Here is a 26,976-nt window from a genome sequence, read left to right on the forward strand (position 1 = left end):
CCCGCGGATCCCCATTGATTCGCGATCAAGTGTCCACACACTGTCGGAGCGGCAGAAGAAAGTCCACCACTTGTTTTTGTCCGCGAAACACTCGCCTCTGGCCAGGGTTTGCGCATGCCCGGCTCACGGCTCTCACGGCACCACCGCGTATCGGCAGAAGCCACACGAACGGGACCCGCCACCGCGCGCCGCGGGCGGGTGCGGGCGTGACCGCGTGCACGGTCCTCGCCGGGCGTCGCTGCGGCGAGATCGTCGCCCGGGGCTCATCAGGACACCACCCCGCCGAGGTGCGTGAGGTTAGGCTAACCTACCTTCGAACTTGCCCCCGTGGTGGATCTCGCCGCACCTACGAAAGCAGACAGCGCCATGCCCCGAGCCCGAGCTTCTCACCTCCCCCGCCTCTCCCGCCGCGGCCTCCTCGCCGCGGGCGGCGCCATCGGCATCGGCGCCGCACTGACCGCCTGCGGAGAGACCTCGGCGAAGAGTGAGGGCGAGGGCGCGAGCGCCAAGAAGTCCGGCCCCTGGTCCTTCAAGGACGACCGCGGCAAGACGGTCAAGGCCAAGAACACCCCGACGAGCATCGTCGCTTTCACCGGCACCGCCGCCGCCCTCCACGACTACGGCGTCGCGGTCAAGGGCGTCTTCGGCCCGACCCGGACCAAGGACGGCAAGGCCGACGTGCAGGCGGGCGACCTCGACATCTCCAAGGTCGAGATCATCGGCAACACCTTCGGCGAGTTCAACGTCGAGAAGTACGCCGCGCTCAACCCCGATCTCCTGGTCAGCGCGATGTGGGAGAAGGACGTGCTCTGGTACGTCCCCGAGCAGTCCGCGAAGAAGATCTACGCGGTGGCTCCGAGCGTCGCCCTGTGGGTCTCGCAGACGAACATGCCCAAGGCGATCCAGCGCCACGCGGACCTCGCCGAGTCCCTCGGCGCGGACCTGAAGGCCAAGAAGGTCACCGACGCCAAGGCCCGCTTCGAGAAGGCCTCCGCGCGGCTGCGGCAGGCCGCCAAGTCCCGGCCCGAGATCACCGTCCTGGTCGGCTCGGCCAGCCAGGACCTCTTCTACGTCTCCCTCGCGAAGACGTCCGCCGACACGCTCTACTTCGAGGAACTGGGCGTGAAGTTCGTCAAGCCGAAGGTGGACTCGGCGGGCTTCTTCGAGGGGCTCAGCTGGGAGAACCTCGGCAAGTACAAGGCCGACATCATCATGATGGACAACCGCACCTCGGCCCTGCAGCCCGCGGCGCTCAAGGACAAGCCGACCTGGACCGGGCTGCCCGCCGTCAAGGCCGGGCAGGTCATTCCGCGCACCACGGAGCCGATTTTCTCCTACGACAAGTGCGCCGTGATCCTCGAGGACCTCGCCAAGGCCGTCGAGACGGCCAAGAAGACCGGCTGATCCCGCGCACCGACCCGCCGCCCCCCCCCTGACCAGGAGGCCCCACATGACTGCGACAGCCGCCGACATCACCTGGCTGGTACGGGACGAGGCGGCGCCCGCCGCGCTGGAGGCCATCGGCGCGGTACCCGCGGCCCGGACTGCCGGGCGGGCTGCCCGAGGGGGCGCCGTACGCCTGGATCGCCGGCGAGGCCTCCTGCGTACGGGCGCTGCGCCGCCATCTCGTGCGGAGCGCGCATTCGACCGCAGGCGCGTCACGTTCGTCGGGTACTGGCGGCGGGGGCTCAGCGAGGAGCAACTGAGGGAACAGGCCGAGGAAGCATAAGCAGGAGACCTGTTCACGTCGGTGAGGCCGTAGTGGCCGGGGCGAAGGCCGGTGGGCGTCAGTATTTGAAGCTCAGCACGCGAAGTTCGCCCTGCCCGATTGCGAGCCGACGTCCACGGACCTCGTGGCCGTCCTGGACCTGATCGCCGGCCATGCCGAGCAGTACCCGGGAGACTCTCTTGACCACGCCTGCTGACGCGCCACTCGACGGAATCGGTCACCCCGGCGCCCCCGGCCAACACGGTTACCGTGATGGCGCGTTCACAGAGCCGAAGCCCCGCTGCGGCCCGTCCGCCGTCGCGGGCGGCGCCCACGGCCCCGCGGTTCTGCGGGAGTTGACCGGCGTCGTGATCGACGCGCTCACCGAGGGCGCCGCGGAGCGGGGCGGGCCACTGCCGGCCGGCGGGCCCGACACCGTCGCCGCCGAGGTACGGGCCGTCTGCTCGCCCGCGCTGCCCGCGCGGGGCACCGGCGCCGAGGAGGCGCTCCGTACCCTCGTCAAGGCCGTGACCAAGGGCGCCGCCGATCCCGCCGACCCGTACTGCGTCGCCCATCTGCACTGCCCGCCGCTGGCGGTCGCCGCCGCCGCCGACCTGGCCGCGTCCGCGCTCAACCCGTCCATGGACTCCTGGGACCAGGCACCCGCCGCCGGGGTCATCGAGGACGAGGTCACCGGCGCGCTCGCCGCGCTCGTCTACCCCGGGCTGCCGCGGCCCGACGCGCTGATCACCAGCGGCGGCACCGAGTCCAACCTGGTGGCGCTGCTGCTGGCCAGGGAGCGGGCGCGGGCCGTCGGAGAGCGCACGGTGCAGGTGGTGTGCGGGACCAACGCGCACCACAGCGTGCAGCGGGCCGCCTGGATGCTGGGGCTGCCGACCCCCGCCACCGTCGCGTGCCGGGGCGGGCGCATCGCGCCCGAGGCGCTGGAGCTGGTGCTCACGGAGTACGAGGGGGCGCCGATCCTGGTGGTGGCCACCGCGGGCACCACCGACGAGGGTCTGATCGACCCGCTGCCCGAGATCGCGAGGATCGCCGCCGCGCACGACGCCGAGTTGCATGTGGACGCCGCGTACGGCGGGCCGCTGCTGTTCAGCGACCGGCTCGCGCCGCGCCTGGTGGGCATCGAGTCCGCGGTCTCCGTCACCTTCGACCTGCACAAGCTGGGCTGGCAGCCGGTCGCGGCCGGGCTGCTCGCCGTCCACGACACCCGCACTCTGGAGCATCTCGGCTTCCAGGCCGCCTACTTGAACGCCGACGACGACACCGAGGCAGGGCTGCCCGACCTTCTCGGCCGCTCCATCCGCACCTCGCGACGCCCCGACGCCCTGAAGATCGCGGTGACCCTGCGGGCCCTGGGACGTGAGGGCCTGGGCGCGCTGGTCGAGCACTGTGTCGACACGGCGCAGGGACTCGCATCGGCGATCGCCGCGCGGCCCGAACTGCGGTTGCGCCCCGGCCCCCTGGGCATCAGCACCGTGCTGTTCCGCCCGGTCGCAGCCGACCGGCTGCCGGCCGCCGCGGGCGACGAGCTCGTCGCGGCCATTCGGCGCCGGCTGCTCGAAGAGGGCCGGGCGGTCCTCGGTCGTGCGGTGGCCGTCGACAGCGACGGACAGCGGAAGTTGTGGCTGAAGGCCACGCTGCTGCACCCGGCGTTCCACCCCGCTGACCTCACCGGGCTGCTCAAGCTGGTCGCCGACTGCGCGGCGGACCGCGCACACTCCCCCCACATCCCTGGAGCCACCGGATGAACGCCCCGATCGCCGAAGAAGAGATTCTCGACCTGCTCGGTGTGGGCATCGGACCCTTCAACCTGTCGCTGGCCGCGCTCGCCGACGGCGTACCGGAGCTGAGCACCGCGTTTCTGGAGCAGCACACCGCCTTCCACTGGCACCCGGGACTACTCATCGGGGGCGCCACCCTCCAAGTCCCTTTCCTGGCAGACCTGGTGAGCCTGGTGGACCCGACCAGCCCGTGGTCGTTCCTGAACTACATACGGATCCGGGAGCGGCTCTTCCCCTTCTACTTCGCCGAGCGCTTCCACCTGGACCGCGCGGAGTACGACGCGTACTGCCGCTGGGCCAGTGAGCAGCTGCCGTCCTGCCGCTTCGGCCACCAGGTGGACACGGTCCGCTGGGACGCCGGGCGCGAGGCGTTCGAGGTGGACTTCACCCGCCTCGACGCGGACGGCGGCGCCGAGGGCGTCGGCCGCTACTTCGCGCGCAACCTGGTGCTCGGTGTCGGTACGGCGCCGAAGATCCCGGAGCCGTTGCGGGCCCTCACCCACGACTCGTCCGCCCCGGTCTGGCACTCCGCCGAATACCTGGACCGGCGCGCGCAGTTGCTGGCCGCCGACCATGTCACCGTGATCGGCTCCGGACAGTCGGGCGCCGAGGTGTTCCTGGATCTGCTGCGCCACCGGCCCGAGGGCAGTGAGGGGCTGACCTGGCTGACGCGGACCCCGGCGTTCGCGCCGATGGAGTACAGCAAGCTGGGCCTGGAGCAGTTCACGCCGGACTACACGCGCTACTTCCACGGCCTGTCCGAGCCGGTGCGCGACCGGCTGCTGCCGCAGCAGTGGCAGCTGTACAAGGGCGTCAGCGGCGACACGCTCGGGGAGATCCACGACGAGCTGTACCGGCGCACGCTGGGCGGCCGGTGGCCCGACGCCGCGCTCACCCCCGGGGTGGCCGTGCGCTCCGCGCGGCGCGCCGCGGACGGCCGGATCGAGCTGAGCGTGAGCCACGCCCAGCAGGAGACCGAGGCGCGGCTGATGACGGACGCGGTGGTGCTGGCGACCGGTTACGCCGAGCGTCCGGTGGAAGGGGTGATCGAGCCGCTGCTGCCGTACCTGTCACGGGACGAGGCGGGACGGCCCGACATCGACGCGGACCACCGGCTCGTTCTCGACGAGAAGGTGGGCGGATCGGTGTTCGTGCAGAATGCGGAGCGGCACACCCACGGGGTCGGCGCCCCGGACCTGGGCCTGGCCGCCTGGCGCTCGGCCGTCGTCCTCAACGCCGTGACCGGGGGCGGCGCCTACGCGCTTCCTTCGCGTACCGCCTTCACCAGCTTCGGCCTGGGCGGCGCCACGGCGACTTCCGCCGCGTCGGCCGTCCGCCGCGCGGCGGACGGCGCGTCCCGGAGCGAGGGACTGCACACCAGGTAGGGCTTGTCACCGTCAACTACCGGCTTTCCAGCAGAAAGAGACCCGTCATGAGCCCGCCGCTGAACCACCGGCATCCGACTGTTCCGCAGCCCATGGGCCGGCCGGCCGCGGACTCGATCGCCGATTCCGCCGCTGCCGAGAGCCTGCTGCGCTGCTGGGTGCGCGAGACCGGCGTGCCGCGACCCGCGGGTGACGTCCTGCGGCTGGACCTGCCCGCCACCGGCACCGCTGTCGAAGTCCCGGTCGCGTACTGGTCGGCCGTCGGCTGGCACCGTTTCGGCCAGGCCCGTGTCGCCGGAGTCGGCACCCCGCTCGCCGCCCCCGCACTCGCCGCGCTCATCGCCGTCGAGACGGCGGCCGCCGACCCCGCCGCCGTCGCCGACCTGACCGGCCGCGTCAGCGACTCCACCCGCCGCGTCGCCGCCTTCGTACGGGCCCGCGCCGACACCCCGCAGGACCCGGAGGGCACCACACCCTTCCTGGCCGGCGAGCAGGCGCTGATCTGCGGCCATCCCCTGCACCCGACGCCCAAGAGCCGCGAGGGCATCTCCGATGCCGAACTACGTTCGTACTCGCCCGAGTTGCGCGGTTCCTTCGCGCTGCACTGGTTCGCCGCCGACCCGTCCGTCGTCAGCGCCGACTCGGCACTCGGCCGCAGCGCGCAGGACCTGATGGCCGAGCTAGCCGGGGATCCGACCACGCCCGAAGGAACCGTCCTGGTGCCCGCACACCCCTGGCAGGCCAAGGACGTCCTCAGCCGCCCCGGTGTGCGGGCGCTGCTCGACACGGGGCTGCTGCACGACCTGGGCCCGGCGGGACCCGCCTGGTCACCGACCTCCTCGGTACGGACCGTGTACCGGGCCGACGCACCAGTGATGCTGAAGTTCTCGCTCGGCCTGCGCATCACCAACTCCCGCCGCGAGAACATGCGGATCGAGCTGGAGCGCGGTACCGCGATCGACCGGCTGCTCACCGCGGGCCTCGGTGCGGCGCTGCGCGGTGCGTACCCGGGCTTCGAGATCGTGCGCGATCCCGCGTGGATCGGGGTCGACGCCGCCGACGGCTCATCCACCGGCCTGGACGTCGTCGTACGCGACAACCCGTTCCCCGGCGGCGCCGACAGCACAACCGCCTTCTGCATGGCGGGACTTGTGTCGGTGCGCCCCGATCTGCCTGCGGGCCGCTCCCGGCTCGCGGACCTCGTGCACACGGTCGCGGTGCGCACCGGCCGCCCGGTCGCCGAGGTGGCCGAGGAGTGGTTCTCCCGCTACCTGGAGGCGGTCGTCACCCCGGTGCTGTGGCTGTACGCGAGGTACGGCCTCGGCCTGGAGGCGCACCAGCAGAACACCCTGGTCGTGCTCGACGACGAGGGCATGCCGGTGGGCGGCCGCTACCGCGACAACCAGGGCTACTACTTCTCGCCCACCCGCTCCGCCGCGCTCTACCCCTGGGTCCCCGACGTGGGCCGCGATCTGGGTACGTACGTCGCCGACGAGGTCATCGACGAGCGGCTCGTCTACTACATCGGCATCAACAACCTGCTCGGTCTCGTCGGCGCCCTGGGGTCCGAGGGTCTCGCCGACGAGCGGGCCCTGCTGCGGCGCGCCGACGCGGCGCTCGGCACACTCGCCGCGGAGCACGGCGACCGGCTCGGGCTCGCCGACGTCCTGCGCACCTCGCCCACCCTGAGCTGCAAGGCGAATCTGCTGACGCGGGTGCGGGGCCTGGATGAGCTGACGGGCCCGTTGGAGGCCCAGTCGGTCTACGTCGATATAGTCAACCCCCTTGCGGAGGTACACCAGTGACCCCTACTCAGAACCTCCCGTTGACCCTGGCCGACCTGGAGGACGGGATTTTCACCCTGCGGGCCGTCGACCCCGACGCCGACCTGGCGACGGTGCACGCCTGGATGAACGACCCGCAGGTCGCCCGCTTCTGGGAGACGGCCGAGCCTGCGGAGAAGATCGGGGAGTATCTGCGCGGGCAGCTAGCCAGCAGCTACTCCACGCCGTACATCGGCTGCCTCGACGGCACACCGATGAGCTACTGGGAGCTGTACCGCGCGGATCTCGACCCCCTGCTGACCGGCCGCTACGACGCTCTGCCGCACGACGCGGGCGTGCATCTGCTGCTCGGCCCCTCGGACGTCCGAGGCCGTGGGCTCGGCGTCGACCTGCTGCGTGCGGTCTCCCACTGGCAGCTGACGAGCCTGCCGGACGCGCAGCGGGTGGTGGCCGAGCCGGACGTACGCAATGTGCGTTCGGTGCGGGTCTTCGAGCGGGCCGGTTTCCGCAAGGTGCGGGAGATCGACCTGTCCGACAAGCGGGCCGCGCTCATGGTCCGCGAGCGCCCCGCGTGACGGGCCGGGCCGGGGAACAGCCCCGCAGGGCGTCCCCGGCCCGCCCCCGCTCAGCTCAGCGCTCGGCCCAGGGCACCTGTGTCGACCGGTAGAAGTCGATGCCGAGCGCGGCCATCCGAGGACCCTGCGCCCCCAGCCGCACCTTGTACGCGTCCCAGTCGTGCGTCGACGCGGGCGACCAGCCGAGCTCGGCGATGCCGGGCAGCCGCGGGAACGCCATGAACTCGATGTGGTCGTTGGTCGAGATGGTCTCCGACCACAGCGGCGCCTCGACCCCGAGGACGGAACCGTCCGGCACACCGGGGAGATACGTCTGCGGGTTCCAGTCGTAGGACCGCCGCACCTCGACGAGGCCCGCCCAACTCAGGCCCAGCGGCGTGTCCTTGTTGTACTTCATGTCGAGGTACGCCCGGTCGGCCGGTGAGAGCACCAGCTTGGTGCCCTTCTTCGCCGCGTCGACGACCTTCGTCTTCTCCGCCGCCGAGGTTCCGTCGTAACCCCAGTACTGGGCGACGGCGTCCTCGACCGGCCTGGCGCCGGCCAGCTGGTGCCAGCCCATGACCTTCTTGCCGTACTTGCCGACGATGGCCTGCGCCTTGTCCATGAAGGTCACGTAGTCCTCATGGCTGGTGGAGTGCGCCTCGTCGCCACCGATGTGGATGTACCTGCCCGGCGTCAGCGCGGCGAGCTCCCGCACCACGTCGTCCAGGAACCTGTACGTGACGGCCTTCGCCGCGCAGAGCGAGCTGAAGCCCACTTCCGTGCCCGTGTAGAGCGGCGGCGCGATCCCGTCGCAGTTCAGCTCGGCGTACGAGGCGAGCGCGGCGTTGGTGTGACCCGGCAGGTCGATCTCGGGGACGACCTCCAGGAAGCGCGAGGACGCGTACCGCACGATCTCCTTGTAATCGGCCTTCGAGTAGTAGCCGCCGGGGCCACCGCCCACCTGCGTCGAGCCGCCGTACGTCGCGAGCCGCGGCCAGGAGTCGATGGCGATCCGCCAGCCCTGGTCGTCGGACAGATGCAGATGCAGCTTATTGATCTTGTAGAGGGCCATCTGGTCGATGTAGCGCTTGACCTGCTCCACCGTGAAGAAGTGCCGCGATACGTCGAGCATCGCGCCCCGGTAGCCATAGCGCGGCACATCCTTGATGGCGCCGCCGACCACCTTCCACGGCCCCCGCTGCCTGGTGTCCTTCTCGACCGCCGCGGGCAGCAGCTGACGGAGCGTCTGGACGCCGTGGAAGAGTCCGGCGGCCTTGCCAGCGGTGATGGTGACCCCGTACCGCCCGGACTGCAGCCGGTAGCCCTCCGCGCCCAACGAGCCTTCGGAGCTGAGCCGCAGGCGGATGCCGTCCTTGGCGTCCCGGTTGGTGACCGGCAGCGCGTATCCGGTGGACGGACGCAGGACGTCCGCCAGATAGGAGCCGATCCGGTGCGCCTCGTGCGAGTCACCGACTCTGATCCGGGTCTTGTCCGAGAGGGCATACGAAGGCCCGCCCTCGGAAACGGAGGCGGGCGCGGGGACCACTTGGCCCAACGGTCTTGGCTTCGCCGCTGGTTGGGCAGCGGCGGGGACGGCCGCGACGCTCGTGGCGCCGGCCGCGACAACGAGCAGCAGCGGCGCGAGCATGCGGGGAATCGATCTGCGGTGTCTCACAAGCGGTCCCTTCAAGGGGCAGCGCAGCTGTGGCGTGATGCAGGCGAACGGTCACCATGGGTACCGTGCGCCCCACTTCGGGTCAAGGGTGTAGACCACTTCTCGCCCTCAGGAGGGAGGATCCCCGGTCTCCGGTGCGAGAATCCCCGCATGGCGGAAATCATCCAGAAGGACGGAACATGGACCGTCGACGGCGACACGGTGCGCATCGTGCCGGGCCGGGGCAACCGGGTGCATCCCGTACGGCAGGCCCTGGGCGAACTCGCTGTCCCGCTGGCGGCCTTGGCGGGCATCGCCTTCGAACCGGGCCGCAAGGGCGGCGGACTGGAGACTACGGCCGCGTGAGGGCGCGTGCCCGCTGCCGCCGGCGGCCGACGGCCGGCTTCCGGACAGCGCCGACCCCTGTCGCCTCGCCCTGGAGCAGGACCGCACGGGGGTGGCCGCGTACTTCGTCGACGAGGTGCGCAACGCGCTGCTGATCGAGCAGGTGCCCGCCGACCCGGTCGACCGTGCGCAAGCCGCACCCGCCGGCCGAGGTCCCGGACGCGACACCGCCGGCCCTGACGAAGGCCGACCCCGCGGCGCAGGTCGCCGGCGACGACCATGACGCGCTGCTGCGCAGGCTGCGTGAGCTCGGGGAGCTGCGTGCATCAGGGCGGGCTCCTCACCGACGAGGAGTTCAGCACGGCCAAACAGGCCGTTCTGAAGCGCCTCTGAGCCAGTACGGCACGATCCTGCCCGATTGCGGGCAGGATTCTTGCTAAAGTCTCTCCAGAACAGCAGTATCGACGGATGCTCGAACGCCGACCGTCCAGCTCGTCGCACGACGACCTCACCGATCACCTGGTGCGCAGCACCGCGCTCCCGCGCGGTGAGGCCGCCCGGGTGGTGTTGGACGTACTGGCGTACTTCGACGAGACGACCGAGGAATTCGTCCGCCGCCGCCACCGTGAACTGCAGTCCGGCGGCCTGGTGAACACGGAGATCTTCGAGCGGATCGCGGCCGAGCTGCCGCACCGCGCGGTGGCGCCACCGGAGCTCTCGCTCCGACAGTTGCGCCGCCTCGTCTACGGCTGAGCCACGGCCGCGCGACGGCCGGGCACCCACAGGCAAACCTCGGAGGCAATACTTTATGTGCGGAATCGTCGGTTACATCGGCAAGCGTGACGTCGCTCCCCTGCTGCTCGAAGGCCTGCAGCGGCTGGAGTACCGGGGCTACGACTCCGCGGGCATCGTGATCACCAGCCCCAAGGCCGCCGGCCTGCGGATGGTCAAGGCCAAGGGCCGCGTCCGCGACCTGGAGTCCCGCGTCCCCAAGCGCTTCGCCGGCACCACCGGCATCGCGCACACCCGCTGGGCCACCCACGGCGTCCCGAGCGACGAGAACGCGCACCCGCACCTGGACACCGAGGGCAAGGTCGCCGTCGTCCACAACGGCATCATCGACAACGCCACCGAGCTGCGCGCCAAGCTGATCGCCGACGGCATCGAGTTCCTCTCCGAGACCGACACCGAGGTCCTCGTCCACCTCATCGCGCGCTCCGAGGCCGAGACGCTGGAGGAGAAGGTCCGCGAGGCACTGCGGCACGTCGAGGGCACGTACGGTCTCGCCGTCATGCACGCCGACTTCTCCGACCGCATCGTCGTCGCGCGCAACGGTTCGCCGGTCGTTCTCGGAATCGGCGAGAAGGAAATGTTCGTCGCCTCCGACATCGCGGCGCTCGTTTCCCACACGCGCCAGATCGTCACCCTTGAGGACGGCGAAATGGCGACCCTCAAGGCCGACGACTTCCGCACTTACACGACCGAGGGTTCGCGTACGACGGCCACGCCGACCACCGTGGAATGGGAGGCCGAGTCGTACGACATGGGCGGCCACGACACGTACATGCACAAGGAGATCTCCGAGCAGGCCGAGGCCGTGGACCGCGTGCTGCGCGGCCGCATCGACGACCGCTTCTCCACCGTGCACCTGGGCGGCCTGAACCTGGACGCCCGCGAGGCGCGCGGCATCCGCCGGGTGAAGATCCTCGGCTGCGGCACCTCGTACCACGCGGGCATGATCGGCGCCCAGCTGATCGAGGAGCTGGCGCGCATCCCCGCCGACGCCGAGCCCGCCTCCGAGTTCCGCTACCGCAATCCGGTCGTCGACCCCGACACCCTCTATGTCGCGGTCTCCCAGTCCGGTGAGACGTACGACGTACTGGCCGCCGTGCAGGAGCTCAAGCGCAAGGGCGCCCGCGTCCTCGGTGTGGTCAACGTGGTCGGTTCCGCCATCGCCCGGGAGGCCGACGGCGGCATGTACGTGCACGCCGGCCCCGAGGTCTGCGTCGTCTCCACCAAGTGCTTCACCAACACGGTGGTCGCCTTCGCCCTCCTCGCCCTGCACCTGGGCCGTATCCGCGACCTGTCCGTCGCCGACGGCAAGCGGCTCATCGCGGGCCTGCGCAAGCTGCCCGACCAGATTGCCGAGATCCTGGAGGGCGAGGCAGAGATCAAGAAGCTCGCCGAGGAGTACGCGGGCGCCCAGTCGATGATGTTCATCGGCCGGGTCCGCGGTTACCCGGTGGCGCTGGAGGCCTCCCTGAAGCTGAAGGAGATCTCCTACATCCACGCCGAGGCGTACCCGGCCTCGGAGCTCAAGCACGGCCCGCTCGCGCTGATCGAGCCCGCGCTGCCGACGGTCGCGATCGTCCCCGACGACGATCTACTGGAGAAGAACCGGGCGGCGCTGGAGGAGATCAAGGCCCGCAGCGGCCGGATCCTGGCGGTCGCGCACCGCGAGCAGGAAAAGGCCGACCACACCATTGTGGTGCCGAAGAACGAGACCGAGCTGGACCCGATCCTGCTGGGCATCCCGCTCCAGCTGTTCGCGTACCACACGGCTCTGGCCATGGGCCGGGACATCGACAAGCCCCGCAACCTCGCCAAGTCCGTCACGGTCGAATAGTCGCAGGGCGGTCACCTCAACCGCACGCAAGGGCGGTCTCCGTGCGCGCCACCATGGGCACGGAGACCGCCCTTTCGCGTGCCGGCGTGCCCAACGCCGACGTGTGGCTGTCAGCCGCCCGCGGTCATCCGATGGCCGTCATCCGGTGGCCGCGAGCGTGGCCAGGCAGGGCCTTCGGCCAGTGGGCGAGGGCCGCCGTCGCCGCGTACCAGGACGCGGCTCCGGCCACCACGGCCACCCAGCCCGCGGCCTTCGCGAGACCGCCGCTGTCGGCGAACTGCGCGATGCCCAGAAGCAGGAGCGAGACGCAGAGCAGGCCGTACATGCCCTGCGTGAGCAGCCCGCTGCCCGCGGCGCCGAGGGTGAGGCTCAGGGCGAGCAGGGCCCACAGGAGCAGGAAGAGACCCGCGGCTTCGGCCGAGACGGCCGCGCCGCCCGCGTCCACCCCCACGCCCCAGGTGAACCAGAAGGCGGCGAGCCCGGCGAAGGCCGTACCGGTGAAGGCGCTGCCCGCGCGGAACTCGAACAGTCCGGCGACGAAGAGCGCGATGCCGCCGACGAAGAGGCCGAACGGGACGGCGTCCGCCGCCGTCACGCCGTCGATGACCTCGGTGTGGCCGATACCGAAGGCCAGCAGAGTCAGTCCGAGTGCGAGATGTCCGAGGACGGTGGTGGTGCTTCCCGCAGAGACGTCGTTGGTGTCCACGGCGGGCTCCCTTCGCTGTGCCTGGTGCGTGTACTGCTCTGCGCCCGTTATTTACCCTTCACAAGCACACAATCCCCCCCCTACGCGCGAGTAGGTTCATCCCCATTCGCACACCGGACCACGCCCTCCCACCTGGGGGTGAGGGCGTCCGGGCAGCGGGCCCGCGAAGGGGTTACGGGATCACGATGACCGGGCGCTGCGCGCGGCGCGCGAGGCGGCCGGCCACCGAGCCGAAGATGCGGCCCACGATGCCGTGCGTGGAGCCGACCACGATGCCGTCGGCCGAGTACTCCTTGCCGACCTCTTCGAGCTCGTGGCAGATGTCGCCGCCCCGCTCGACGAGGATCCACGGCACCTCGGCCAGATAGTCCGCGCAGGCGAGCTCAAGACCGAGCACCTCGGTGCGGTGATCCGGTACGTCGACGAAGACCGGCGGCTCACAGCCCGCCCAGACCGTGGTCGGCAGCCGGTTGGCGACATGGACGATGATCAGGCCGGAACCGAGCCGCCTGGCCATGCCGATCGCATACGCGAGCGCCCGCTCACTGGATGTCGAGCCGTCGAAGCCGACGACGACACCGTGCTGGAAAACGGGGTCGCAGGAATGGCGCGTCTGTTCCGCCGCGCGGAGGTCGTCCAGGGGATCGGCGACCTGCTTGCGGTCTGCGGGTTCTGGGATTTCGTGACCGGCCATCGGTGTCTCGGCGAAGATCCTCTGGGGATGAGTCGCTTACTGAGGGAGGGAGTGGCTAGAGGTGGTGGAGCTGTGTCCGGGAATCATCTTCCCCATGCCCTACCCCTGAGGATACGGCCACACTCCTCTCCTGCCCAGAGCCTGCCGCCCTTCACGCGGCGTTTCAGGGAGCATGCCCGAGCCCGGCCCGTAAGGCAATGCCGGTTGCCCAGTACAGCCGTCTGCTGAGCGACCCGAGTGATCCCGGGCGATCCGAGTGACCCTGCGGGCCGCCGTCCGTTGGGCCGGGCACCGACCCACGCACGTGAGGGAGCCCGCCGTGTCCGGAATTCCGACCGCCCCCGTGCCCGTGCCGGCCCCGCGCGGCCGGCGCCGCCCCCCCGGCCGCCCGACGCCGCACCCGGCGCCGTACGGGCCACCGCCGGCCGATGCCGACTCCGGGGAGCGGGCCGACGGGGACGCGGCGGGCGATGTGGTCCGCTGGGCGGCGTTCAGCCGCGCCCTCGTCCCCGTGGTCCTCGTCGCGTACGGGACCTCACTCGGCGGCGCCGCCTCGGCCGCGCTGGGGCTGGTCGCCGTGACGACGGTCTGCCGGGTGCTGCTGCGCCAGTCCGAGCGCGCCGCCGCCGGGGCCGGGCTGGAACAGACCGGACAGACCGGGCAGAACGACCGGCCGGAATGGGCCGAACCCGGTGAGCCGTATCCCGTCGGTCGTGGCCGGACCGCGCCGGGGGCGCACCGGGGTGGACGTCACGCCGGAGGAAGTGCGCCGGGTGAATGACGCGATCGAACACGCGCTCCCGTATCTTTTCAGCCAACTTCGGTCCACTGCCCCACCCTTGGCGTAATGGCTTCCCAACCCCCGTGCCACCAGGGATGAAAGGACCGAATCCGGCTCTCACACCCTACGGGGACGGGCCATGCGCGAGAGGCGCACTTCCCTGCGGGGCCGACGAGTGGAACGCTTCGTGATCGAATGCTTCGCGCCAAGTTGCCTTGTCGACATAGCGCCGGATACCGAACTTGTCACGCCGACAGCACGGGACGCAGTAGATTCGATCATGGGTATACACGGCGGGGGAATCGTGCAGGACCGAGGGGAAAAGTGCAGGACCGAGAGGACGCGAACACCAAGGGGGGCTTAGCGCCATGAGCCAGGACTCCACTGCTGTACCGGAGGCCACACGAAAGCTCTCCGGGCGCCGACGCCGGGAGATCGTCGCCGTGCTGTTGTTCAGCGGCGGCCCCATCTTCGAAAGCTCCATCCCACTCTCTGTGTTCGGCATTGACCGGCAGGACGCAGGAGTACCCCGTTACCGACTTCTGGTGTGCGCGGGCGAGGACGGCCCGCTGCGCACCACCGGGGGGCTCGAACTCACCGCGCCCTATGGGCTGGAAGCGATGAGCAGGGCCGGCACCGTTGTCGTACCGGCGTGGCGGTCGATCACTTCGCCGCCGCCGCCGGAGGCGCTGGAGGCGCTGCGCCGCGCGCACGAGGAGGGGGCCCGGATCGTCGGCCTGTGCACGGGAGCCTTCGTGCTGGCCGCGGCCGGGCTGCTGGACGGCCGGCCCGCCACCACGCACTGGATGTACGCACCGACGCTGGCGAAACGCTATCCGTCCGTGCATGTCGACCCGCGGGAGCTCTTCGTCGACGACGGCGACGTGCTCACCTCGGCCGGCACGGCGGCCGGAATCGATCTGTGCCTGCACATCGTGCGTACGGATCACGGTACCGAGGCCGCGGGCGCCCTGGCGCGCCGGCTCGTCGTACCGCCGCGCCGCAGTGGCGGGCAGGAGCGCTACCTCGACAGATCCCTGCCCGAGGAGATCGGCGCCGACCCGCTGGCCGAGGTCGTCGCCTGGGCGCTGGAACATCTCCACGAGCAGTTCGACGTGGAGACGCTGGCCGCGCGCGCCTACATGAGCCGGCGGACCTTCGACCGGCGGTTCCGCTCGCTCACCGGGAGCGCTCCCCTGCAGTGGCTGATCACACAGCGGGTGCTCCAGGCGCAGCGGCTCCTGGAGACGTCCGACTACTCGGTCGACGAGGTCGCGGGCCGCTGCGGCTTCCGCTCACCGGTCGCGCTGCGCGGGCATTTCCGGCGTCAGCTGGGGTCCTCCCCCGCCGCCTACCGGGCCGCCTACCGGGCCCGCAGGCCGTCGTCGGGCGAGGTGCAGTCCGCCCAGGTGCATGTGTCCCAGATCGCCGCCCAGGCGGCGGAGGCCGTGCCGCAACAGGCCAGGCGGACGGCGGCGGCGAGCATGCCGTCGGGGCCCGCCGCGACCAGCTCGGCGGCGCACGAACCGGGCAAGCCGAACTCCGACGTCTACACCCACGGCCGCCCCGCACTGCCCGGCCAGCGGGAACGCCCCGTAGGGTGAGGCGCATGAACGATCGCATGGTGTGGATCGACTGCGAGATGACCGGGCTCTCGTTGACGGACGACGCACTCATCGAGGTGGCCGCACTGGTCACCGACTCGGAGCTCAACGTGCTCGGCGACGGGGTGGACATTGTCGTCCGTCCGCCGGACGCGGCCCTGGAGACCATGCCCGAGGTGGTGCGACAGATGCACACCACCTCGGGGCTCCTCGACGAACTGGCGGGGGGCACCACCCTGGCCGACGCCGAGGAGCAGGTCCTGGCGTACGTACGCCAGCACGTCAAGGAGCCCGGCAAGGCGCCGCTGTGCGGCAACACGGTCGGCACCGACCGCGGTTTCCTGCTGCGCGACATGTCGACGCTGGAGGCCTACCTCCACTACCGGATCGTCGATGTGTCGTCGGTCAAGGAGCTGGCCCGCCGCTGGTACCCGCGGGCGTACTTCAACAGCCCCGAGAAGAACGGCAACCACCGGGCGCTCGCCGACATCCGGGAGTCCATCGCCGAGCTGCGCTACTACCGGGAAGCGGTGTTCGTGCCGCAGCCCGGACCCGACTCCGAGACGGCGCGGACCATCGCGGCGAAGTACGTCCTGCCCGCGGAATAAGCGCACGCCAGGCCCCTGCTGAACCCGGGCGCGAGCACCCTCGGGAACCCTGTACACTTTTTCTCAGCCGGTCACGGGAAACGACCGGTCATGGTGGGTGTAGCTCAGTTGGTAGAGCACCTGGTTGTGGTCCAGGTGGCCGCGGGTTCAAGTCCCGTCACTCACCCTGAAGAAGAAGCCCCGGTCTGTTGAAACAGGCCGGGGCTTCTTCGTGTTCGCGCAGGCCGCGAGCCCGGCCTGATCCGAACGGCACCCCCTAGTCGGCCGGGGTGGCCCACTGCTCCGGGCCGACGCCGCGCCAGTCGATGAGGTCCGTCTCCTCGACCTCGATCTGGTCCAGGCCGGCCCGGCGCAGGAACTCGACCACGTCCTCGACGCGGTGCGCGCGGCCGAGCGGTTCGCCGCCGACCACGACCCGGCGCCCGCCGTCCGGCTCCGGCGGATACACGGTCACGGGCTGTCCGTCCATGGTCCCAGCGTGCGGCGCGGTCGGCGGCGGCGCACATCGGCGGGCGGCCCCCTCCTCGGCCGCGCCCCCTCCGCGAGCCTCGTCGCCCGCGCTCCTTCCGGCCCCCGCCCGGCGTCAGGACGAGGCGCGGGCGATGAGCCGGGTGGGGAGCATGATCTGTCGGTGCTGGGCCCTGCGGGGGCCCGCCGGGCGCGCCTCGGCGATCTCCTTGAGCAGGACGCGGGCCATCTCCCGGCCCATCTCCTCGATGGACCAGTGGACGCTGGTGAGCGGCGGGTCCATGTGGTGGGCGATGGACGAGTCGTCGAAGCCGACCAGCGCCACGTCGCCCGGCACGCTGCGGCCACGCTCGCGCAGCACCTGGCGGGCGCCCGCCGCCATCACGTCGGACGCGGCGAAGACGGCGTCCAGCTGGGGGCGGCGCTCCAGCAGGTCGGCCATGGCGCGACGGCCGCCCTCCTCAGTGAAGTCGGCGGGGGCGATCAGGTCCTCGTCCCCGTCGAGTCCGGCCTCGGCCAGGGCCAGCCGGTATCCGTCGAGGCGGCACTGGGCGCCGTACACGTCGAGTCGTCCGGTGATGGTGGCTATGGTGCGGCGGCCACGGGATATGAGGTGGTCGACGGCGCTGCGCGCGCCCGCCACATTGTCCGCGTCGACCCAGGCGAGCGGCTCCTCCTCGGAGCGCCGGCCGCTGAGGACGGCCGGGATGCCCAGCTGGACCAGCAGCTCGGGCAGCGGGTCGTCGGCGTGCACGGAGACGAGCAGCACGCCGTCGACGCGGTGTCCCGCCAGGTAGCGGGCGAGGCGGCTGCGCTCGCGGTCGTTGCCGACGATGGTCAGCAGCAGCTGCATCTCGGTGTCGTCGAGGGCCGCGCCGACCCCGCGGACGATCTCGGAGAAGTACGGCTCGGCGAAGAAGCGGGCCTCGACCTCGGGAACGACGAGGGCGATGGCATCGGTCCGGTTGGCCGCGAGCGCGCGGGCCGCACGGTTCGGTACGTATCCCAGCTCGGCGACGGCGGCTTCGACGACGGCCCTGGTCTCCGCGCTGACACTCGGCGAACCGTTCACCACCCGGGAGACGGTGCCACGCCCGACACCCGCGTGGGCGGCCACTTCTTCCAGGGTCGGCCGCCCACCGCTGCGGCCCCTGATTCCACGAGTCACCATGTCCCGACCTCCCCACACTGTGCGCCTGTCCGGCGCTGCGCAATATCTCATAGAGGTCTCGGACCTCAACTCTCGCCGTCCGGTGCCTTGACACCCCCGCGGGGAGCCGCGACCCTTCAACACATCACAGGTGGGAGCGCTCCCACGGTACCTGACTCATAAATACCCCGCATGCGCTCCGCCCACCTTCGTGGCCGCAACTCGCTGGTACATCCATGCAGTTGATGGGCGGAACGCACCTCGGGCTCAAGGAGGACGCCATGCCAAACCGCACCCGTTCGTCCCGTCGGGTGGTGGTCGTTGCCGCCGTCGTCGCACTCGGCGCCGGTCTGCTCGGCGGCTGCGCCGAGGACAGCGACGGAGGTGGTGGCGCCGGAGGCGGCAAGAAGGACACCGCCGGCAAAACCACGATCGAGATCGGGACCTTCGGCGTCTTCGGTTACAAGCAGGCCGGGCTCTACGACGAATACATGAAGCTGAACCCGAAGATCATGATCAAGGAAGACGTCACCGAGCGCAACGACACGTACTACCCGGAGCTGCTCACGCACCTCGCGGCCAACAGCGGCCTGCAGGACATCCAGGCCATTGAGGTCGGCAACATCAACGAGGTCGTCACCACACAGGCCGACAAGTTCGAGGACCTGTCCAAGGCCGAGGGCGTCGACAAGGCGAACTGGCTGGACTGGAAGTGGGCGCAGGGGTCCGCCAAGGACGGCAAGACCATCGCGCTCGGTACGGACATCGGGCCGATGGCCATGTGCTACCGCAAGGACCTCTTCAAGAAGGCCGGTCTGCCGACCGACCGGGCGGCCGTCGGCAAGCTGTGGGCGGGCGACTGGCAGAAGTACGTCGACACGGGTAAGAAGTACAAGGCGAAGGCGCCCAAGGGCACCACCTTCACCGACTCGGCCGCCGGTCTGTTCTCCGCCGTCAACAACGGCTTCGCGCAGCGCTTCTACGACGAGCAGGGCGAGCTGATCTACCAGGACAGCCCGGCCGTGAAGACTTCGTGGGACCTGGCCATGCAGGCCGCCGAGGGCGGGCTGACCGGCAAGCTCAAGCAGTTCGACAAATCCTGGGACCAGGCGTACGCCAACGGGACCTTCGCCAGCGTCGCCTGCCCGCCGTGGATGCTCGGCTACATCAAGGAGAAGGCAGGCAAGGCGGGCGAGGACCAGTGGGACGTCGCCTCGGCGCCCAAGCCCGCCAACTGGGGCGGCTCCTTCATCGGAGTGCCCAAGGCCGGCAAGAACAAGGCCGAGGCCGTCAAACTGGCCGCCTGGCTGACCGCACCCGAACAGCAGGCGAAGCTCTTCGACAAGCAGGCGAGCTTCCCCTCCACCCCGTCGGCGTACGACATGAAGGCCGTCGCCGGTGCAAAGAACCCGTACTTCGGTGACGCACCGACCGGCCAGCTGTACGCCACCGCGGCCAAGGGCATCCCGACCCTGGTGATCGGCCCGAAGGACCAGCAGATCGGCACCGCCATCAACGATGTCGGCATCCTCCAGGTGGAGCAGCAGGGCAAGAGCCCCCAGCAGGGCTGGGACGCGGCCATGAAGGAGATCGAGAACGCGGTGGACGGCTGATGCGTCCCTTCACCCCGCAGACCGCGTCCCCCGCAGGTACGGGGGACGCGGTCCCCGACAGCCCGTCGAAGGAGCCTCCGCAGGAACCACGGGAGAGCGCCCGCGGCAAGGCCTGGCGCAGCCGGCGCTACCGCTGGGACATCAAGTACAGCCCGTACGGCTTCGTCGCCCCCTTCTTCGTCTTCTTCGCGGCCTTCGGGGTCTTCCCGCTGCTCTACACGGGCTGGACCTCGCTGCACCGGGTGTCGCTGACCGCGCCCACCGACATGGAATGGGTCGGGCTCGACAACTTCACCCGCCTCCTGGAGGACGAGTTCTTCTGGAACGCGCTGCGCAACACCTTCACCATCGGGATCATCTCGACGGTGCCGCAGCTGCTGATGGCGCTGGGCATCGCGCATCTGCTCAACTACCGGCTGCGCGCGTCGGGGTTCTTCCGGGTCGCCATCCTCACTCCGTACGCCACCTCGGTGGCGGCCGCGACGCTGGTGTTCGTGCTGCTCTTCGGACGCGACTACGGGATGATCAACTGGCTGCTCGAATCGGTGGGGTTCGGCAAGGTCGACTGGCAGAGCGGCACGCTGTCCTCACAGATCGCGGTCTCCTCGATCGTCATCTGGCGGTGGACCGGCTACAACGCGCTGATCTATCTGGCGGCGATGCAGGCCGTACCGAACGATCTGTACGAGTCGGCGGCGCTGGACGGGGCCACCAGGTGGCAGCAGTTCATCCATGTCACGATCCCCTCGCTGCGGCCGACGATCCTGTTCACCGTCGTCGTCTCGACGATCGGCGCGACCCAGCTCTTCGGTGAGCCGCTGCTGTTCGGCGGCGCCGGCGGGCAGAAGGGCGGCGCGTCCCACCAGTTCCAGACGCTGGGCCTCTATCTGTACGAGCAGGGCTGGTTCAACTTCCACCTGGGCCGGGCCTCCGCCATCGCCTGGACGATGTTCCTGCTGCTGCTGGTCATCGCGGCCGTCAATCTGCTGATCGTCCGCCGGCTGAGGAAGAGCCAATGAATATGCCTTCGCCTACCCAGGATTCCAAGGTTCGCAAGGACCCGAAGAGCGCAGAGGACCGGAAGAGCGCAAAGGGTCCGAAGGGTTCAAAGGCCGGGCGCACGATGCACGGCGGGCCTGTCACCTACGCCGTACTGATCATCTTCACCGTCGGGTCGCTCTTCCCGCTGGTGTGGACGGCGATCGCGGCCTCCCGCAACAACACCCGGCTGTCCCAGACCCCGCCGCCCTTCTGGTTCGGCGGGAGCCTCTTCAAGAATCTCCAGACCGCCTGGACCGACGCCAACATGGGGCTGGCGCTGCTCAATACGGCGGTGGTGGCGGGCACCATCGCGCTGGGCACGGTCCTCTTCTCGACGCTCGCCGGATTCGCCTTCGCCAAGCTGCGCTTCCGCTTCAAGAATCTGCTGATGCTGCTGGTCATCGGCACGATGATGGTGCCGCCGCAGCTCAGCGTCGTACCGCTGTTCATGACCATCGCCGAGCTGGAGTGGACCGACCAGCTGCAGGCCGTCATCCTGCCCACGCTGGTGAGCGCCTTCGGGGTGTTCTTCATGCGCCAGTACCTCGTGCAGGCGCTGCCCAGTGAGCTGGTGGAGGCCGCGCGGGTGGACGGTGCGAGCAGCCTGCGGATCATCTGGCACATCGTCTTCCCGGCCGCCCGGCCGGCGATGGCGGTCCTCGGCATGCTGACCTTCGTGGCCGCCTGGAACGACTTCTTCTGGCCGATCATCGCCCTGACCCAGGACAACCCGACCGTGCAGGTGGCGCTCGCCAACCTCGGCCAGGGTTTTGTCCCCGACCAGTCGGTCGTCATGGCCGGCGCACTGCTCGGCACCCTGCCGCTGCTGATCGCCTTCGTACTCTTCGGCAAGCACATCGTCGGCGGGATCATGCAGGGCGCGGTCAAGGGCTGACGCCACCCCTTTCTTCTACCGGGAGCACTTCCATGCCTGAGAGCTTTCCGCCCGGCTTCCTGTGGGGCGCCGCCACCGCCGCGTACCAGATCGAGGGCGCGGTCCGCGAGGACGGCCGTACTCCGTCGATCTGGGACACGTTCAGCCATACGCCGGGCAAGGTGCTCGGCGGCGACACCGGCGACGACGCCGTGGAGCACTACCACCGCCGCGGCCAGGACGTCCGGCTGATGGCCGACCTGGACCTGACCGCGTACCGCTTCTCGGTGTCCTGGTCGCGGGTGCAGCCCACCGGTCGCGGTCCGGGCGTCCAGCGTGGTCTGGACTTCTACCGGGGGCTCGTCGACGAGCTCCTCGAACAGGGCATCGCGCCCAGCCTGACGCTCTACCACTGGGACCTGCCGCAGGAGCTGGAGACCTCGGGCGGCTGGCCCGAGCGCGACACCGCCTACCGTTTCGCCGAGTACGCGCAGATCGTCGCCGGGGCGCTCGGCGACCGGGTCGAGATGTGGACCACCCTCAACGAGCCCTGGTGCAGCGCCTTCCTGGGGTACGGGTCGGGGGTGCACGCGCCGGGCCGCACCGACCCGGTGGCCGCCCTGCGCGCCGCCCACCATCTGAACCTGGGTCACGGCCTGGCCGTCCAGGCGCTGCGCACGGCCCTGCCGGCCCGTGCCCGCCTGGGGCTCAGCCTCAACCCGAGCGCGGTCAGGCCGCTCAGCGCTTCCCCCGAGGACGCGGACGCGCAGCGCCGGATCGACGCGCTCGCCAACCGGGTCTTCACGGGGCCGATGTTCAAGGGCGCGTACCCGGCCGATCTGCTGGCGGACACCGCGCACCTGACGGACTGGTCGTTCGTGCAGGACGGGGACACGGCCGCGGTCAAGCAGCCGCTGGACATGCTGGGCATCAACTACTACGCGCCGGCCGTGGTCTCGGCCGCGCCGGAGAACGCCGCCGAAGGGAGCCCGCGCAACGACGGTCACGCCGCGAGCGAGCACTCCCCCTGGCCGGGCTCGGAGTCCGTCTGCTTCCACCAGCCGCCCGGTGAGCTGACCGCCATGGAGTGGTCCGTCGACCCGAGCGGGCTCTACGACCTGCTGATGCGCTACGCCCGGGAGGCGCCCGCGACGGCTTTGCTGATCACCGAGAACGGCGCCGCGTACGACGACAAGCCGGACCCCGAGGGCGCGGTGCACGATCCGGACCGCATCCGGTATCTGCACGGCCACCTGGCCGCCGTGCACCGGGCGATCGAGGACGGGGCCGATGTCCGCGGCTACTTCCTCTGGTCGCTGATGGACAACTTCGAGTGGTCCTACGGGTACAGCAAGCGGTTCGGCGCGGTGTACGTCGACTACGAGACGCAGGCCCGTACGCCGAAGTCGAGCGCCCGGTGGTACGCGCAGCTCGCCCGGACGGGTGAGCTGCCCGGGATTCCCGCCGGGTGAGCCGCGCCCGTTGAGCGGTGCCGGAGTCAGGGCTCGCAGAGAAACAACGTGTTGGTCCGCGCGGCCGTGAGCTGGACTGTCAATCCCGGAACACGCGAGTTATTCCTCTGCGAGCCCTGACGACCTCCCTCGCGATGCGGAGCGGGCTCCCGACGCCCTGCGACTCCGCCTCCGGCGTTGTCGTCGGTCGCTGACCCACGCTCCATTGCCCCCGAGGTCGCAAGCCGGACCGGGTGAGCGGGACGGGCTGAGCCGCCGGCGGCGAGCTTGTCGACGTCGGCGGTGACCCGGTAGCGGGTCGTGTCGGTGCCGCCCTCTTCCCGGTTTTGGGCGTCGTCCGAGTCCGAGGTGCCGCCTCCGCGAGCCACCAGCGGGACACCGGATCGCTCCCGCTGCGCCGATGGCTCCAGTTTTCAGGCCGGCAGCGAACCGGAACACGCAACCCGCTTTCCGTGAAGGCCGTTCAGTTCAGTGCTTGACGTGGCAACGAGTGCTCTCAACCCGTTCCGATCAGGCACGCGGTGTAGCCTGGAAACGGACTCGGGGATCGCTCGCTTCTCGCCGGGAGGCCGACGACCATGGCCGCGATCGTACGCAAGAACTTCGATTCCGCAGATGAGACCCGTCCCTTCGAGGACGGCAAGGGCAGACTCGATCTGCTCACCACGGACCGCGGTCCGGTGGGCCGCGCGGTCTTCGAGCCGGGCTGGCAGTGGTCCAAGCACGTCAAGCCCATCGCCGGAACGGACAGCTGCCAGGCACCCCACACCGGCTATGTCGTGAGCGGCCGGATGAAGGTCGTCATGGACGACGGCGAGAGCGGGGAGGCGGCGCCGGGCGACTTCGTCTCCATCGCTCCAGGCCACGACGCGTGGGTGCTCGGCGACGAGCCCTGCGTGATGCTCGACTGGGTCGGCTTCGGGGACTACGCCGAACCCGGGAAGTGATCCTCCGCCCGCCGAGGGGCGGCGATGAGCCATCCGTGTTGTGATCGATGGAGGAAACAGCAACGCACCCAGCGCGGGAGGATCCACGAATCATGGCAACGAACAAGCAGCTCAAGGCCCGCGACATCATGACCCGCGGGGTTCAGTGCGTAGGCGCGCACCAGTCGCTCTTCGAGGCCGCGCAGATGATGCGCGACCTGGGCGTGGGCTGCGTGCCCATCTGCGGCGACGACAACAGGATCACAGGCTTGATCACCGACCGTGACATCGTCCTCAAGTGCTGCGCCGAAGGCATCGACCCGGCGACGGTGCAGGCCGGAACCCTGGCCGGACACGTGCACTGGATCGACGCCGACGCACAGGCCACCGCGGCCCTGGAGACCATGGAGACGCACCAGATCAAGCGCCTCCCGGTCATCGACGTGGCGGGAGGCCACCGCCTCGTCGGAATGATCACGGAAGCCAATCTCGCCAAGAACCTCAGCGACGAACAGATCGCGGAGTTCGCGACGCGCGTGTACGCGGTGTCCACCGCCTGAACCCTGGGTCCGTCTCCGCAAGGGGGTGCCGTTTGGATCAGGCTGGGCTCGCGGGGCTCGGCAGCGCGCCTCGCCTACCCCGGGAGGGCCGCCAGGCCCTTCCGGAGGTCGTCGGCGTTCATCACCGGATGCAGCTCGATCCTCGCGCCGAGTTCCGAGAAGAGCGGCTCCGCGATGCTGGGCATCTCGGAGCTGTCCTTCATGTCGAAGACGAACGTGCAGGACCGGCCGCCCTCGCCGGGGCCGAAGTAGGCCGCCTCGGGCTTGAGCTGTTGCGTCATCGCCTCCATGAGCCTCGGCAGTCTGCCGTCCTTGATCGCCTCATTCGAGATCTGGGTGTCCATGTACGCCCGCAGCATGACCCTCATCGCACTCGCTCCTTCGCGCTCCACGGCCGGCGCAGTCACAGCCGCGCACGCTGAAGCCCCGGGGCGTCCCACTCAGCCTCACCGCAGGCAACCGGTCCAACAACATCTCCTAGCCCGTCCGGGCAAGAGGGAACTACCTGTACGCCCCCCGCTTGCGCCGTCCCAGCCGGTGTCCGTGTCGGCCGTCGGTGGCGCGTCGCCCGTCGAGGCCGATCCAGATCCGGACCTCCGTGCCACCGAGCACGGAGTGCCCGATGCGTACGTCGCCGCCAGTCGACTCGGCGACACGGCGCACGATGTCCAGGCCGAGGCCGGTGGACCCGGCCCGTTCCCCGCCGTTGCCGCGCGTCATCGCCGCCTCGGGGTCGGTGATGCCGGGGCCCGCGTCCGAGACCAGCACGATGACGGCGTCGTCGCCGTTGTGCACATCGACCGAGAACGCCGTGCCTTCGGGGGTGTGCCGGAAGACATTGCCGAGCAACGCGTCGAGTACGGCAGCCAGTTCGGGCCGACCGACCGGGATGCGCACCGGGCGGTCGACGCCCGCGAGCCGGACCTTCCTGCCCTCGTCCTCCGCGAGCGCCGACCAGAAGGCCATCCGTTCGCGTACGACCTCGGAGGCGTCACAGCCCGTCCCGGCGCCGAGCGGGCCCTGGGTCTGCGGGCGCTGGTCGCGCGCGGTACGGATGATCGTGTCCACCTCGCGTTCCAGTTGCTGGACCGCTGCCCTGGTCTGCTCGGCGGCCGGCCCCTCGCCCAGCGAGGCGGCGTTGAGGCGCAGCACGGTGAGGGGGGTGCGCAGCCGGTGCGACAGGTCGGCCGCCAGCTCCCTCTCGTTGGCGAGGAGTTGAACGACCTGGTCGGCCATGGAGTTGAACGCGACGGCGGCGGACCGCAGTTCGGTCGGCCCTTCCTCGGGCACCCGCGCCCCGAGCTTGCCCTCGCCCAGGTCGTGCGCGGCGCCCGCGAGCCGCCGCGCGGGCTGGACCATCCGTACGCCGAGCCGGTCGGCGACCGCCACCGAGCCGACGATCAGCGCGACGCCGACGCCCGCGAGGACGAGCCAGGCGGTGGCGACCCCGTTGGAGACGTCCTCCTCGGGCACGAAGACCTCCACGACCGCGATCTGGCCGCTGGCCAGCGCGGTGGGCTGGAGCAGCGCGGAGCCGCCGGGCACCTCCGAGATGGAGGCGCGGCCGAGTCGCCGGGTGGTCTCCAGGTCCCGCTGCGAGGCCCGACGCTGCCCGATCTCCAGCGGAACACCGGCCACCTTGCCCGCCTCAGCCGTTTTGTCGGACTTGCCCGCCTTGTCCTCGGCGGGGATGTGCACGGCCATCCGTCCGGCGGAGCCGACGTCGGTGGACATCACCGCCTTCTCCAGCGAGGCCCGGTCGGTGGCGATGGACAGGGTGGGCCCGATGGTGGCGGCCCAGCGCTCCGCGTTGGAGAAGGCCCGGTCCTTGGCCATTTCCTTGATGACGAGGCCGAGCGGCACGGCGAAGGCCAGCACGACCATCACGGTCACGGCCAGGCTCACCCTGACCAGCGCCCACCTCATCGGGGCGGTTCCAGCTTCACGCCCACTCCACGCAGGGTGTGCAGATAGCGCGGGCTGGCCGCCGTCTCGCCGAGCTTGCGGCGCAGCCAGGACAGATGCACGTCGATGGTCTGGTCGTCGCCGTAACTCTGCTGCCAGACCTCGGCGAGCAGTTCCTTGCGCGGAACGACGACACCGGGCCGCCCGGCGAGAAACGCCAGCAGGTCGAATTCGCGGCGGGTCAGGTCCAGCTGCCCGCCGTCCAGCTCGGCCTGCCTGCGCAGCGGGTCGATGGACAGGCCGCCGACCTGGATGAGGCGTGACGGCGGCTCGGCGCCCGCCAGCGCGCGGGAGCGGCGCAGCACGGCGGCCATCCGGGCCGACAGGTGCTCGACCGAGAAGGGCTTGACGAGGTAGTCGTCGGCGCCGTCGTTGAGCAGCCGGACGATCTCCGCCTCGTCGTCGCGCGCTGTGGCGATGATCACGGGTACGTCGGTGATGCCGCGCAGCATCTTCAGCGCCTCCGACCCGTCCAGGTCCGGCAGACCGAGGTCGAGAATGACCACGTCGAAACTGAGATGCGCGACCTCGCGCAGCGCCTCAAGGGCCGTACCGACACTGCGCACCGTGTGGGAGGCCTCGGTCAGGTGCCGGATGAGGGCGGAACGTACGAACTGGTCGTCCTCGACCACGAGCACACTTGCCATGCGCGG

24 protein-coding genes, 1 tRNA gene and 3 pseudogenes are annotated in these 26,976 nt (G+C 70.4%); 20 read left to right on the top strand and 8 right to left on the bottom strand.

Annotated features, from left to right (window positions below; all coding sequences use genetic code 11):
* The first annotated feature begins 366 nt into the window (after positions 1 to 366).
* The 7 genes and pseudogenes from QMK30_RS05010 (at position 367) to QMK30_RS05040 (ending at position 7,254) form a co-directional block, all read left to right on the top strand.
* A complete protein-coding gene (locus QMK30_RS05010) occupies positions 367 to 1,404 on the top strand; it encodes an ABC transporter substrate-binding protein (RefSeq protein ID WP_283515926.1) in 1,038 nt (345 codons plus the stop codon).
* Between the two features lie 49 nt (positions 1,405 to 1,453).
* Positions 1,454 to 1,729: pseudogene (locus QMK30_RS05015) on the top strand (siderophore-interacting protein); the annotation flags it as partial.
* 20 nt (positions 1,730 to 1,749) lie between these two features.
* Positions 1,750 to 1,925, top strand: a pseudogene (locus QMK30_RS05020) (pyridoxal-dependent decarboxylase); the annotation flags it as partial.
* Positions 1,909 to 3,477: a pyridoxal phosphate-dependent decarboxylase family protein gene (locus QMK30_RS05025; protein ID WP_502963063.1), complete on the top strand. Its 1,569-nt coding sequence runs from the start codon at positions 1,909 to 1,911 to the stop codon at positions 3,475 to 3,477. The pseudogene QMK30_RS05020 and the gene QMK30_RS05025, both read left to right, overlap by 17 nt.
* A complete protein-coding gene (locus QMK30_RS05030) occupies positions 3,474 to 4,895 on the top strand; it encodes a lysine N(6)-hydroxylase/L-ornithine N(5)-oxygenase family protein (RefSeq protein WP_283515927.1) in 1,422 nt (473 codons plus the stop codon). Before QMK30_RS05025 ends, QMK30_RS05030 begins: the two co-directional genes overlap by 4 nt.
* A 47-nt stretch (positions 4,896 to 4,942) precedes the next feature.
* A complete protein-coding gene (locus QMK30_RS05035) occupies positions 4,943 to 6,700 on the top strand; it encodes an IucA/IucC family protein (protein ID WP_283515928.1) in 1,758 nt (585 codons plus the stop codon).
* Complete coding sequence (locus QMK30_RS05040; RefSeq protein WP_283515929.1) at positions 6,697 to 7,254, top strand: GNAT family N-acetyltransferase; 558 nt, start codon at positions 6,697 to 6,699, stop codon at positions 7,252 to 7,254. The genes QMK30_RS05035 and QMK30_RS05040 overlap by 4 nt, the downstream gene beginning before the upstream one ends.
* Positions 7,255 to 7,309: 55 nt before the next feature.
* On the opposite strand, the gene QMK30_RS05045 is transcribed toward QMK30_RS05040, so the two are convergent.
* The gene (locus tag QMK30_RS05045) at positions 7,310 to 8,884 is read right to left on the bottom strand and encodes a beta-N-acetylhexosaminidase (RefSeq protein WP_283515930.1); all 1,575 of its coding nucleotides are present in this window, start codon (positions 8,882 to 8,884) and stop codon (positions 7,310 to 7,312) included.
* 177 nt (positions 8,885 to 9,061) lie between these two features.
* Between QMK30_RS05045 and QMK30_RS05050 the strand changes: the two are divergent.
* The 3 genes and pseudogenes from QMK30_RS05050 (at position 9,062) to glmS (ending at position 11,861) form a co-directional block, all read left to right on the top strand.
* A pseudogene (locus QMK30_RS05050) lies at positions 9,062 to 9,628 on the top strand (DUF4429 domain-containing protein).
* Between the two features lie 75 nt (positions 9,629 to 9,703).
* Positions 9,704 to 9,988 (top strand): hypothetical protein, encoded by a 285-nt coding sequence (locus QMK30_RS05055; RefSeq protein WP_283515931.1) that lies wholly within the window; start codon positions 9,704 to 9,706, stop codon positions 9,986 to 9,988.
* 55 nt (positions 9,989 to 10,043) lie between these two features.
* Positions 10,044 to 11,861, top strand: a complete 1,818-nt coding sequence (gene glmS, locus QMK30_RS05060) for a glutamine--fructose-6-phosphate transaminase (isomerizing) (RefSeq protein ID WP_283515932.1) — start codon at positions 10,044 to 10,046, stop codon at positions 11,859 to 11,861.
* Between the two features lie 124 nt (positions 11,862 to 11,985).
* Here the strand turns inward: glmS and QMK30_RS05065 are convergent, their stop codons facing one another.
* Complete coding sequence (locus QMK30_RS05065; protein WP_283515933.1) at positions 11,986 to 12,567, bottom strand: acetate uptake transporter; 582 nt, start codon at positions 12,565 to 12,567, stop codon at positions 11,986 to 11,988.
* Between the two features lie 172 nt (positions 12,568 to 12,739).
* Entirely contained in the window at positions 12,740 to 13,261 is a 522-nt protein-coding gene (locus tag QMK30_RS05070; protein WP_283515934.1) for a universal stress protein, read from the bottom strand.
* Between the two features lie 319 nt (positions 13,262 to 13,580).
* Between QMK30_RS05070 and QMK30_RS05075 the strand changes: the two genes are divergently transcribed.
* The 4 genes from QMK30_RS05075 (at position 13,581) to QMK30_RS05090 (ending at position 16,420) form a co-directional block, all read left to right on the top strand.
* On the top strand, positions 13,581 to 14,042 hold the full coding sequence (locus QMK30_RS05075; RefSeq protein WP_502963064.1) for a hypothetical protein: 462 nt from the start codon (positions 13,581 to 13,583) through the stop codon (positions 14,040 to 14,042).
* A gap of 368 nt (positions 14,043 to 14,410) precedes the next feature.
* On the top strand, positions 14,411 to 15,646 hold the full coding sequence (locus tag QMK30_RS05080; protein ID WP_283515935.1) for a helix-turn-helix domain-containing protein: 1,236 nt from the start codon (positions 14,411 to 14,413) through the stop codon (positions 15,644 to 15,646).
* Positions 15,647 to 15,651: 5 nt separating this feature from the next.
* Complete coding sequence (gene orn, locus QMK30_RS05085) at positions 15,652 to 16,254, top strand: oligoribonuclease (RefSeq protein WP_283515936.1); 603 nt, start codon at positions 15,652 to 15,654, stop codon at positions 16,252 to 16,254.
* Positions 16,255 to 16,347: 93 nt separating this feature from the next.
* Positions 16,348 to 16,420, top strand: a tRNA-His gene (locus QMK30_RS05090).
* Between the two features lie 90 nt (positions 16,421 to 16,510).
* Here QMK30_RS05090 and QMK30_RS05095 read toward each other — a convergent pair.
* Complete coding sequence (locus tag QMK30_RS05095) at positions 16,511 to 16,723, bottom strand: hypothetical protein (protein ID WP_283515937.1); 213 nt, start codon at positions 16,721 to 16,723, stop codon at positions 16,511 to 16,513.
* A 114-nt stretch (positions 16,724 to 16,837) separates the two neighbouring features.
* On the bottom strand, positions 16,838 to 17,893 hold the full coding sequence (locus QMK30_RS05100) for a LacI family DNA-binding transcriptional regulator (protein ID WP_283515938.1): 1,056 nt from the start codon (positions 17,891 to 17,893) through the stop codon (positions 16,838 to 16,840).
* Between the two features lie 260 nt (positions 17,894 to 18,153).
* Between QMK30_RS05100 and QMK30_RS05105 the strand changes: the two genes are divergently transcribed.
* From QMK30_RS05105 to QMK30_RS05130, 6 genes are all read left to right on the top strand, one after another.
* On the top strand, positions 18,154 to 19,485 hold the full coding sequence (locus tag QMK30_RS05105; RefSeq protein WP_283515939.1) for an ABC transporter substrate-binding protein: 1,332 nt from the start codon (positions 18,154 to 18,156) through the stop codon (positions 19,483 to 19,485).
* Complete coding sequence (locus QMK30_RS05110) at positions 19,485 to 20,504, top strand: carbohydrate ABC transporter permease (RefSeq protein ID WP_283515940.1); 1,020 nt, start codon at positions 19,485 to 19,487, stop codon at positions 20,502 to 20,504. Before QMK30_RS05105 ends, QMK30_RS05110 begins: the two co-directional genes overlap by 1 nt.
* Positions 20,505 to 20,608: 104 nt before the next feature.
* Positions 20,609 to 21,421: a carbohydrate ABC transporter permease gene (locus QMK30_RS05115; RefSeq protein WP_283516109.1), complete on the top strand. Its 813-nt coding sequence runs from the start codon at positions 20,609 to 20,611 to the stop codon at positions 21,419 to 21,421.
* Between the two features lie 32 nt (positions 21,422 to 21,453).
* Positions 21,454 to 22,872, top strand: a complete 1,419-nt coding sequence (locus QMK30_RS05120; protein ID WP_283515941.1) for a glycoside hydrolase family 1 protein — start codon at positions 21,454 to 21,456, stop codon at positions 22,870 to 22,872.
* Between the two features lie 578 nt (positions 22,873 to 23,450).
* A complete protein-coding gene (locus tag QMK30_RS05125) occupies positions 23,451 to 23,819 on the top strand; it encodes a cupin domain-containing protein (RefSeq protein ID WP_283515942.1) in 369 nt (122 codons plus the stop codon).
* A gap of 92 nt (positions 23,820 to 23,911) precedes the next feature.
* Complete coding sequence (locus QMK30_RS05130; RefSeq protein WP_283515943.1) at positions 23,912 to 24,358, top strand: CBS domain-containing protein; 447 nt, start codon at positions 23,912 to 23,914, stop codon at positions 24,356 to 24,358.
* Between the two features lie 74 nt (positions 24,359 to 24,432).
* Here QMK30_RS05130 and QMK30_RS05135 read toward each other — a convergent pair whose 3' ends face one another.
* The 3 genes from QMK30_RS05135 to QMK30_RS05145 form a co-directional block, all read right to left on the bottom strand.
* Positions 24,433 to 24,726: a DUF3303 family protein gene (locus QMK30_RS05135; protein WP_283515944.1), complete on the bottom strand. Its 294-nt coding sequence runs from the start codon at positions 24,724 to 24,726 to the stop codon at positions 24,433 to 24,435.
* Positions 24,727 to 24,859: 133 nt separating this feature from the next.
* On the bottom strand, positions 24,860 to 26,284 hold the full coding sequence (locus QMK30_RS05140) for a sensor histidine kinase (RefSeq protein ID WP_283515945.1): 1,425 nt from the start codon (positions 26,282 to 26,284) through the stop codon (positions 24,860 to 24,862).
* A complete protein-coding gene (locus QMK30_RS05145) occupies positions 26,281 to 26,970 on the bottom strand; it encodes a response regulator transcription factor (protein ID WP_283515946.1) in 690 nt (229 codons plus the stop codon). The genes QMK30_RS05140 and QMK30_RS05145 overlap by 4 nt, the downstream gene beginning before the upstream one ends.
* Positions 26,971 to 26,976: the final 6 nt, after the last annotated feature.

Origin of the sequence: Streptomyces sp. H27-C3, assembly GCF_030063415.1 — a bacterium.
Taxonomy (GTDB): Bacteria; Actinomycetota; Actinomycetes; order Streptomycetales; family Streptomycetaceae; genus Streptomyces.

Bases quoted from the DNA above. Each gene is read 5' to 3' on its own strand.
- QMK30_RS05010 (WP_283515926.1), top strand. From the start codon at position 367: ATGCCCCGAGCCCGAGCTTCTCACCTCCCCCGCCTCTCCCGCCGCGGC.
- QMK30_RS05030 (WP_283515927.1), top strand. From the start codon at position 3,474: ATGAACGCCCCGATCGCCGAAGAAGAGATTCTCGACCTGCTCGGTGTG.
- QMK30_RS05035 (WP_283515928.1), top strand. From the start codon at position 4,943: ATGAGCCCGCCGCTGAACCACCGGCATCCGACTGTTCCGCAGCCCATG.
- QMK30_RS05045 (WP_283515930.1), bottom strand. From the start codon at position 8,884: ATGCTCGCGCCGCTGCTGCTCGTTGTCGCGGCCGGCGCCACGAGCGTC.
- QMK30_RS05055 (WP_283515931.1), top strand. From the start codon at position 9,704: ATGCTCGAACGCCGACCGTCCAGCTCGTCGCACGACGACCTCACCGAT.
- glmS (WP_283515932.1), top strand. From the start codon at position 10,044: ATGTGCGGAATCGTCGGTTACATCGGCAAGCGTGACGTCGCTCCCCTG.
- QMK30_RS05070 (WP_283515934.1), bottom strand. From the start codon at position 13,261: ATGGCCGGTCACGAAATCCCAGAACCCGCAGACCGCAAGCAGGTCGCC.
- QMK30_RS05080 (WP_283515935.1), top strand. From the start codon at position 14,411: ATGAGCCAGGACTCCACTGCTGTACCGGAGGCCACACGAAAGCTCTCC.
- orn (WP_283515936.1), top strand. From the start codon at position 15,652: ATGAACGATCGCATGGTGTGGATCGACTGCGAGATGACCGGGCTCTCG.
- QMK30_RS05095 (WP_283515937.1), bottom strand. From the start codon at position 16,723: ATGGACGGACAGCCCGTGACCGTGTATCCGCCGGAGCCGGACGGCGGG.
- QMK30_RS05100 (WP_283515938.1), bottom strand. From the start codon at position 17,893: ATGGTGACTCGTGGAATCAGGGGCCGCAGCGGTGGGCGGCCGACCCTG.
- QMK30_RS05105 (WP_283515939.1), top strand. From the start codon at position 18,154: ATGCCAAACCGCACCCGTTCGTCCCGTCGGGTGGTGGTCGTTGCCGCC.
- QMK30_RS05110 (WP_283515940.1), top strand. From the start codon at position 19,485: ATGCGTCCCTTCACCCCGCAGACCGCGTCCCCCGCAGGTACGGGGGAC.
- QMK30_RS05115 (WP_283516109.1), top strand. From the start codon at position 20,609: ATGCACGGCGGGCCTGTCACCTACGCCGTACTGATCATCTTCACCGTC.
- QMK30_RS05120 (WP_283515941.1), top strand. From the start codon at position 21,454: ATGCCTGAGAGCTTTCCGCCCGGCTTCCTGTGGGGCGCCGCCACCGCC.
- QMK30_RS05125 (WP_283515942.1), top strand. From the start codon at position 23,451: ATGGCCGCGATCGTACGCAAGAACTTCGATTCCGCAGATGAGACCCGT.
- QMK30_RS05130 (WP_283515943.1), top strand. From the start codon at position 23,912: ATGGCAACGAACAAGCAGCTCAAGGCCCGCGACATCATGACCCGCGGG.
- QMK30_RS05135 (WP_283515944.1), bottom strand. From the start codon at position 24,726: ATGAGGGTCATGCTGCGGGCGTACATGGACACCCAGATCTCGAATGAG.
- QMK30_RS05140 (WP_283515945.1), bottom strand. From the start codon at position 26,284: ATGAGGTGGGCGCTGGTCAGGGTGAGCCTGGCCGTGACCGTGATGGTC.
- QMK30_RS05145 (WP_283515946.1), bottom strand. From the start codon at position 26,970: ATGGCAAGTGTGCTCGTGGTCGAGGACGACCAGTTCGTACGTTCCGCC.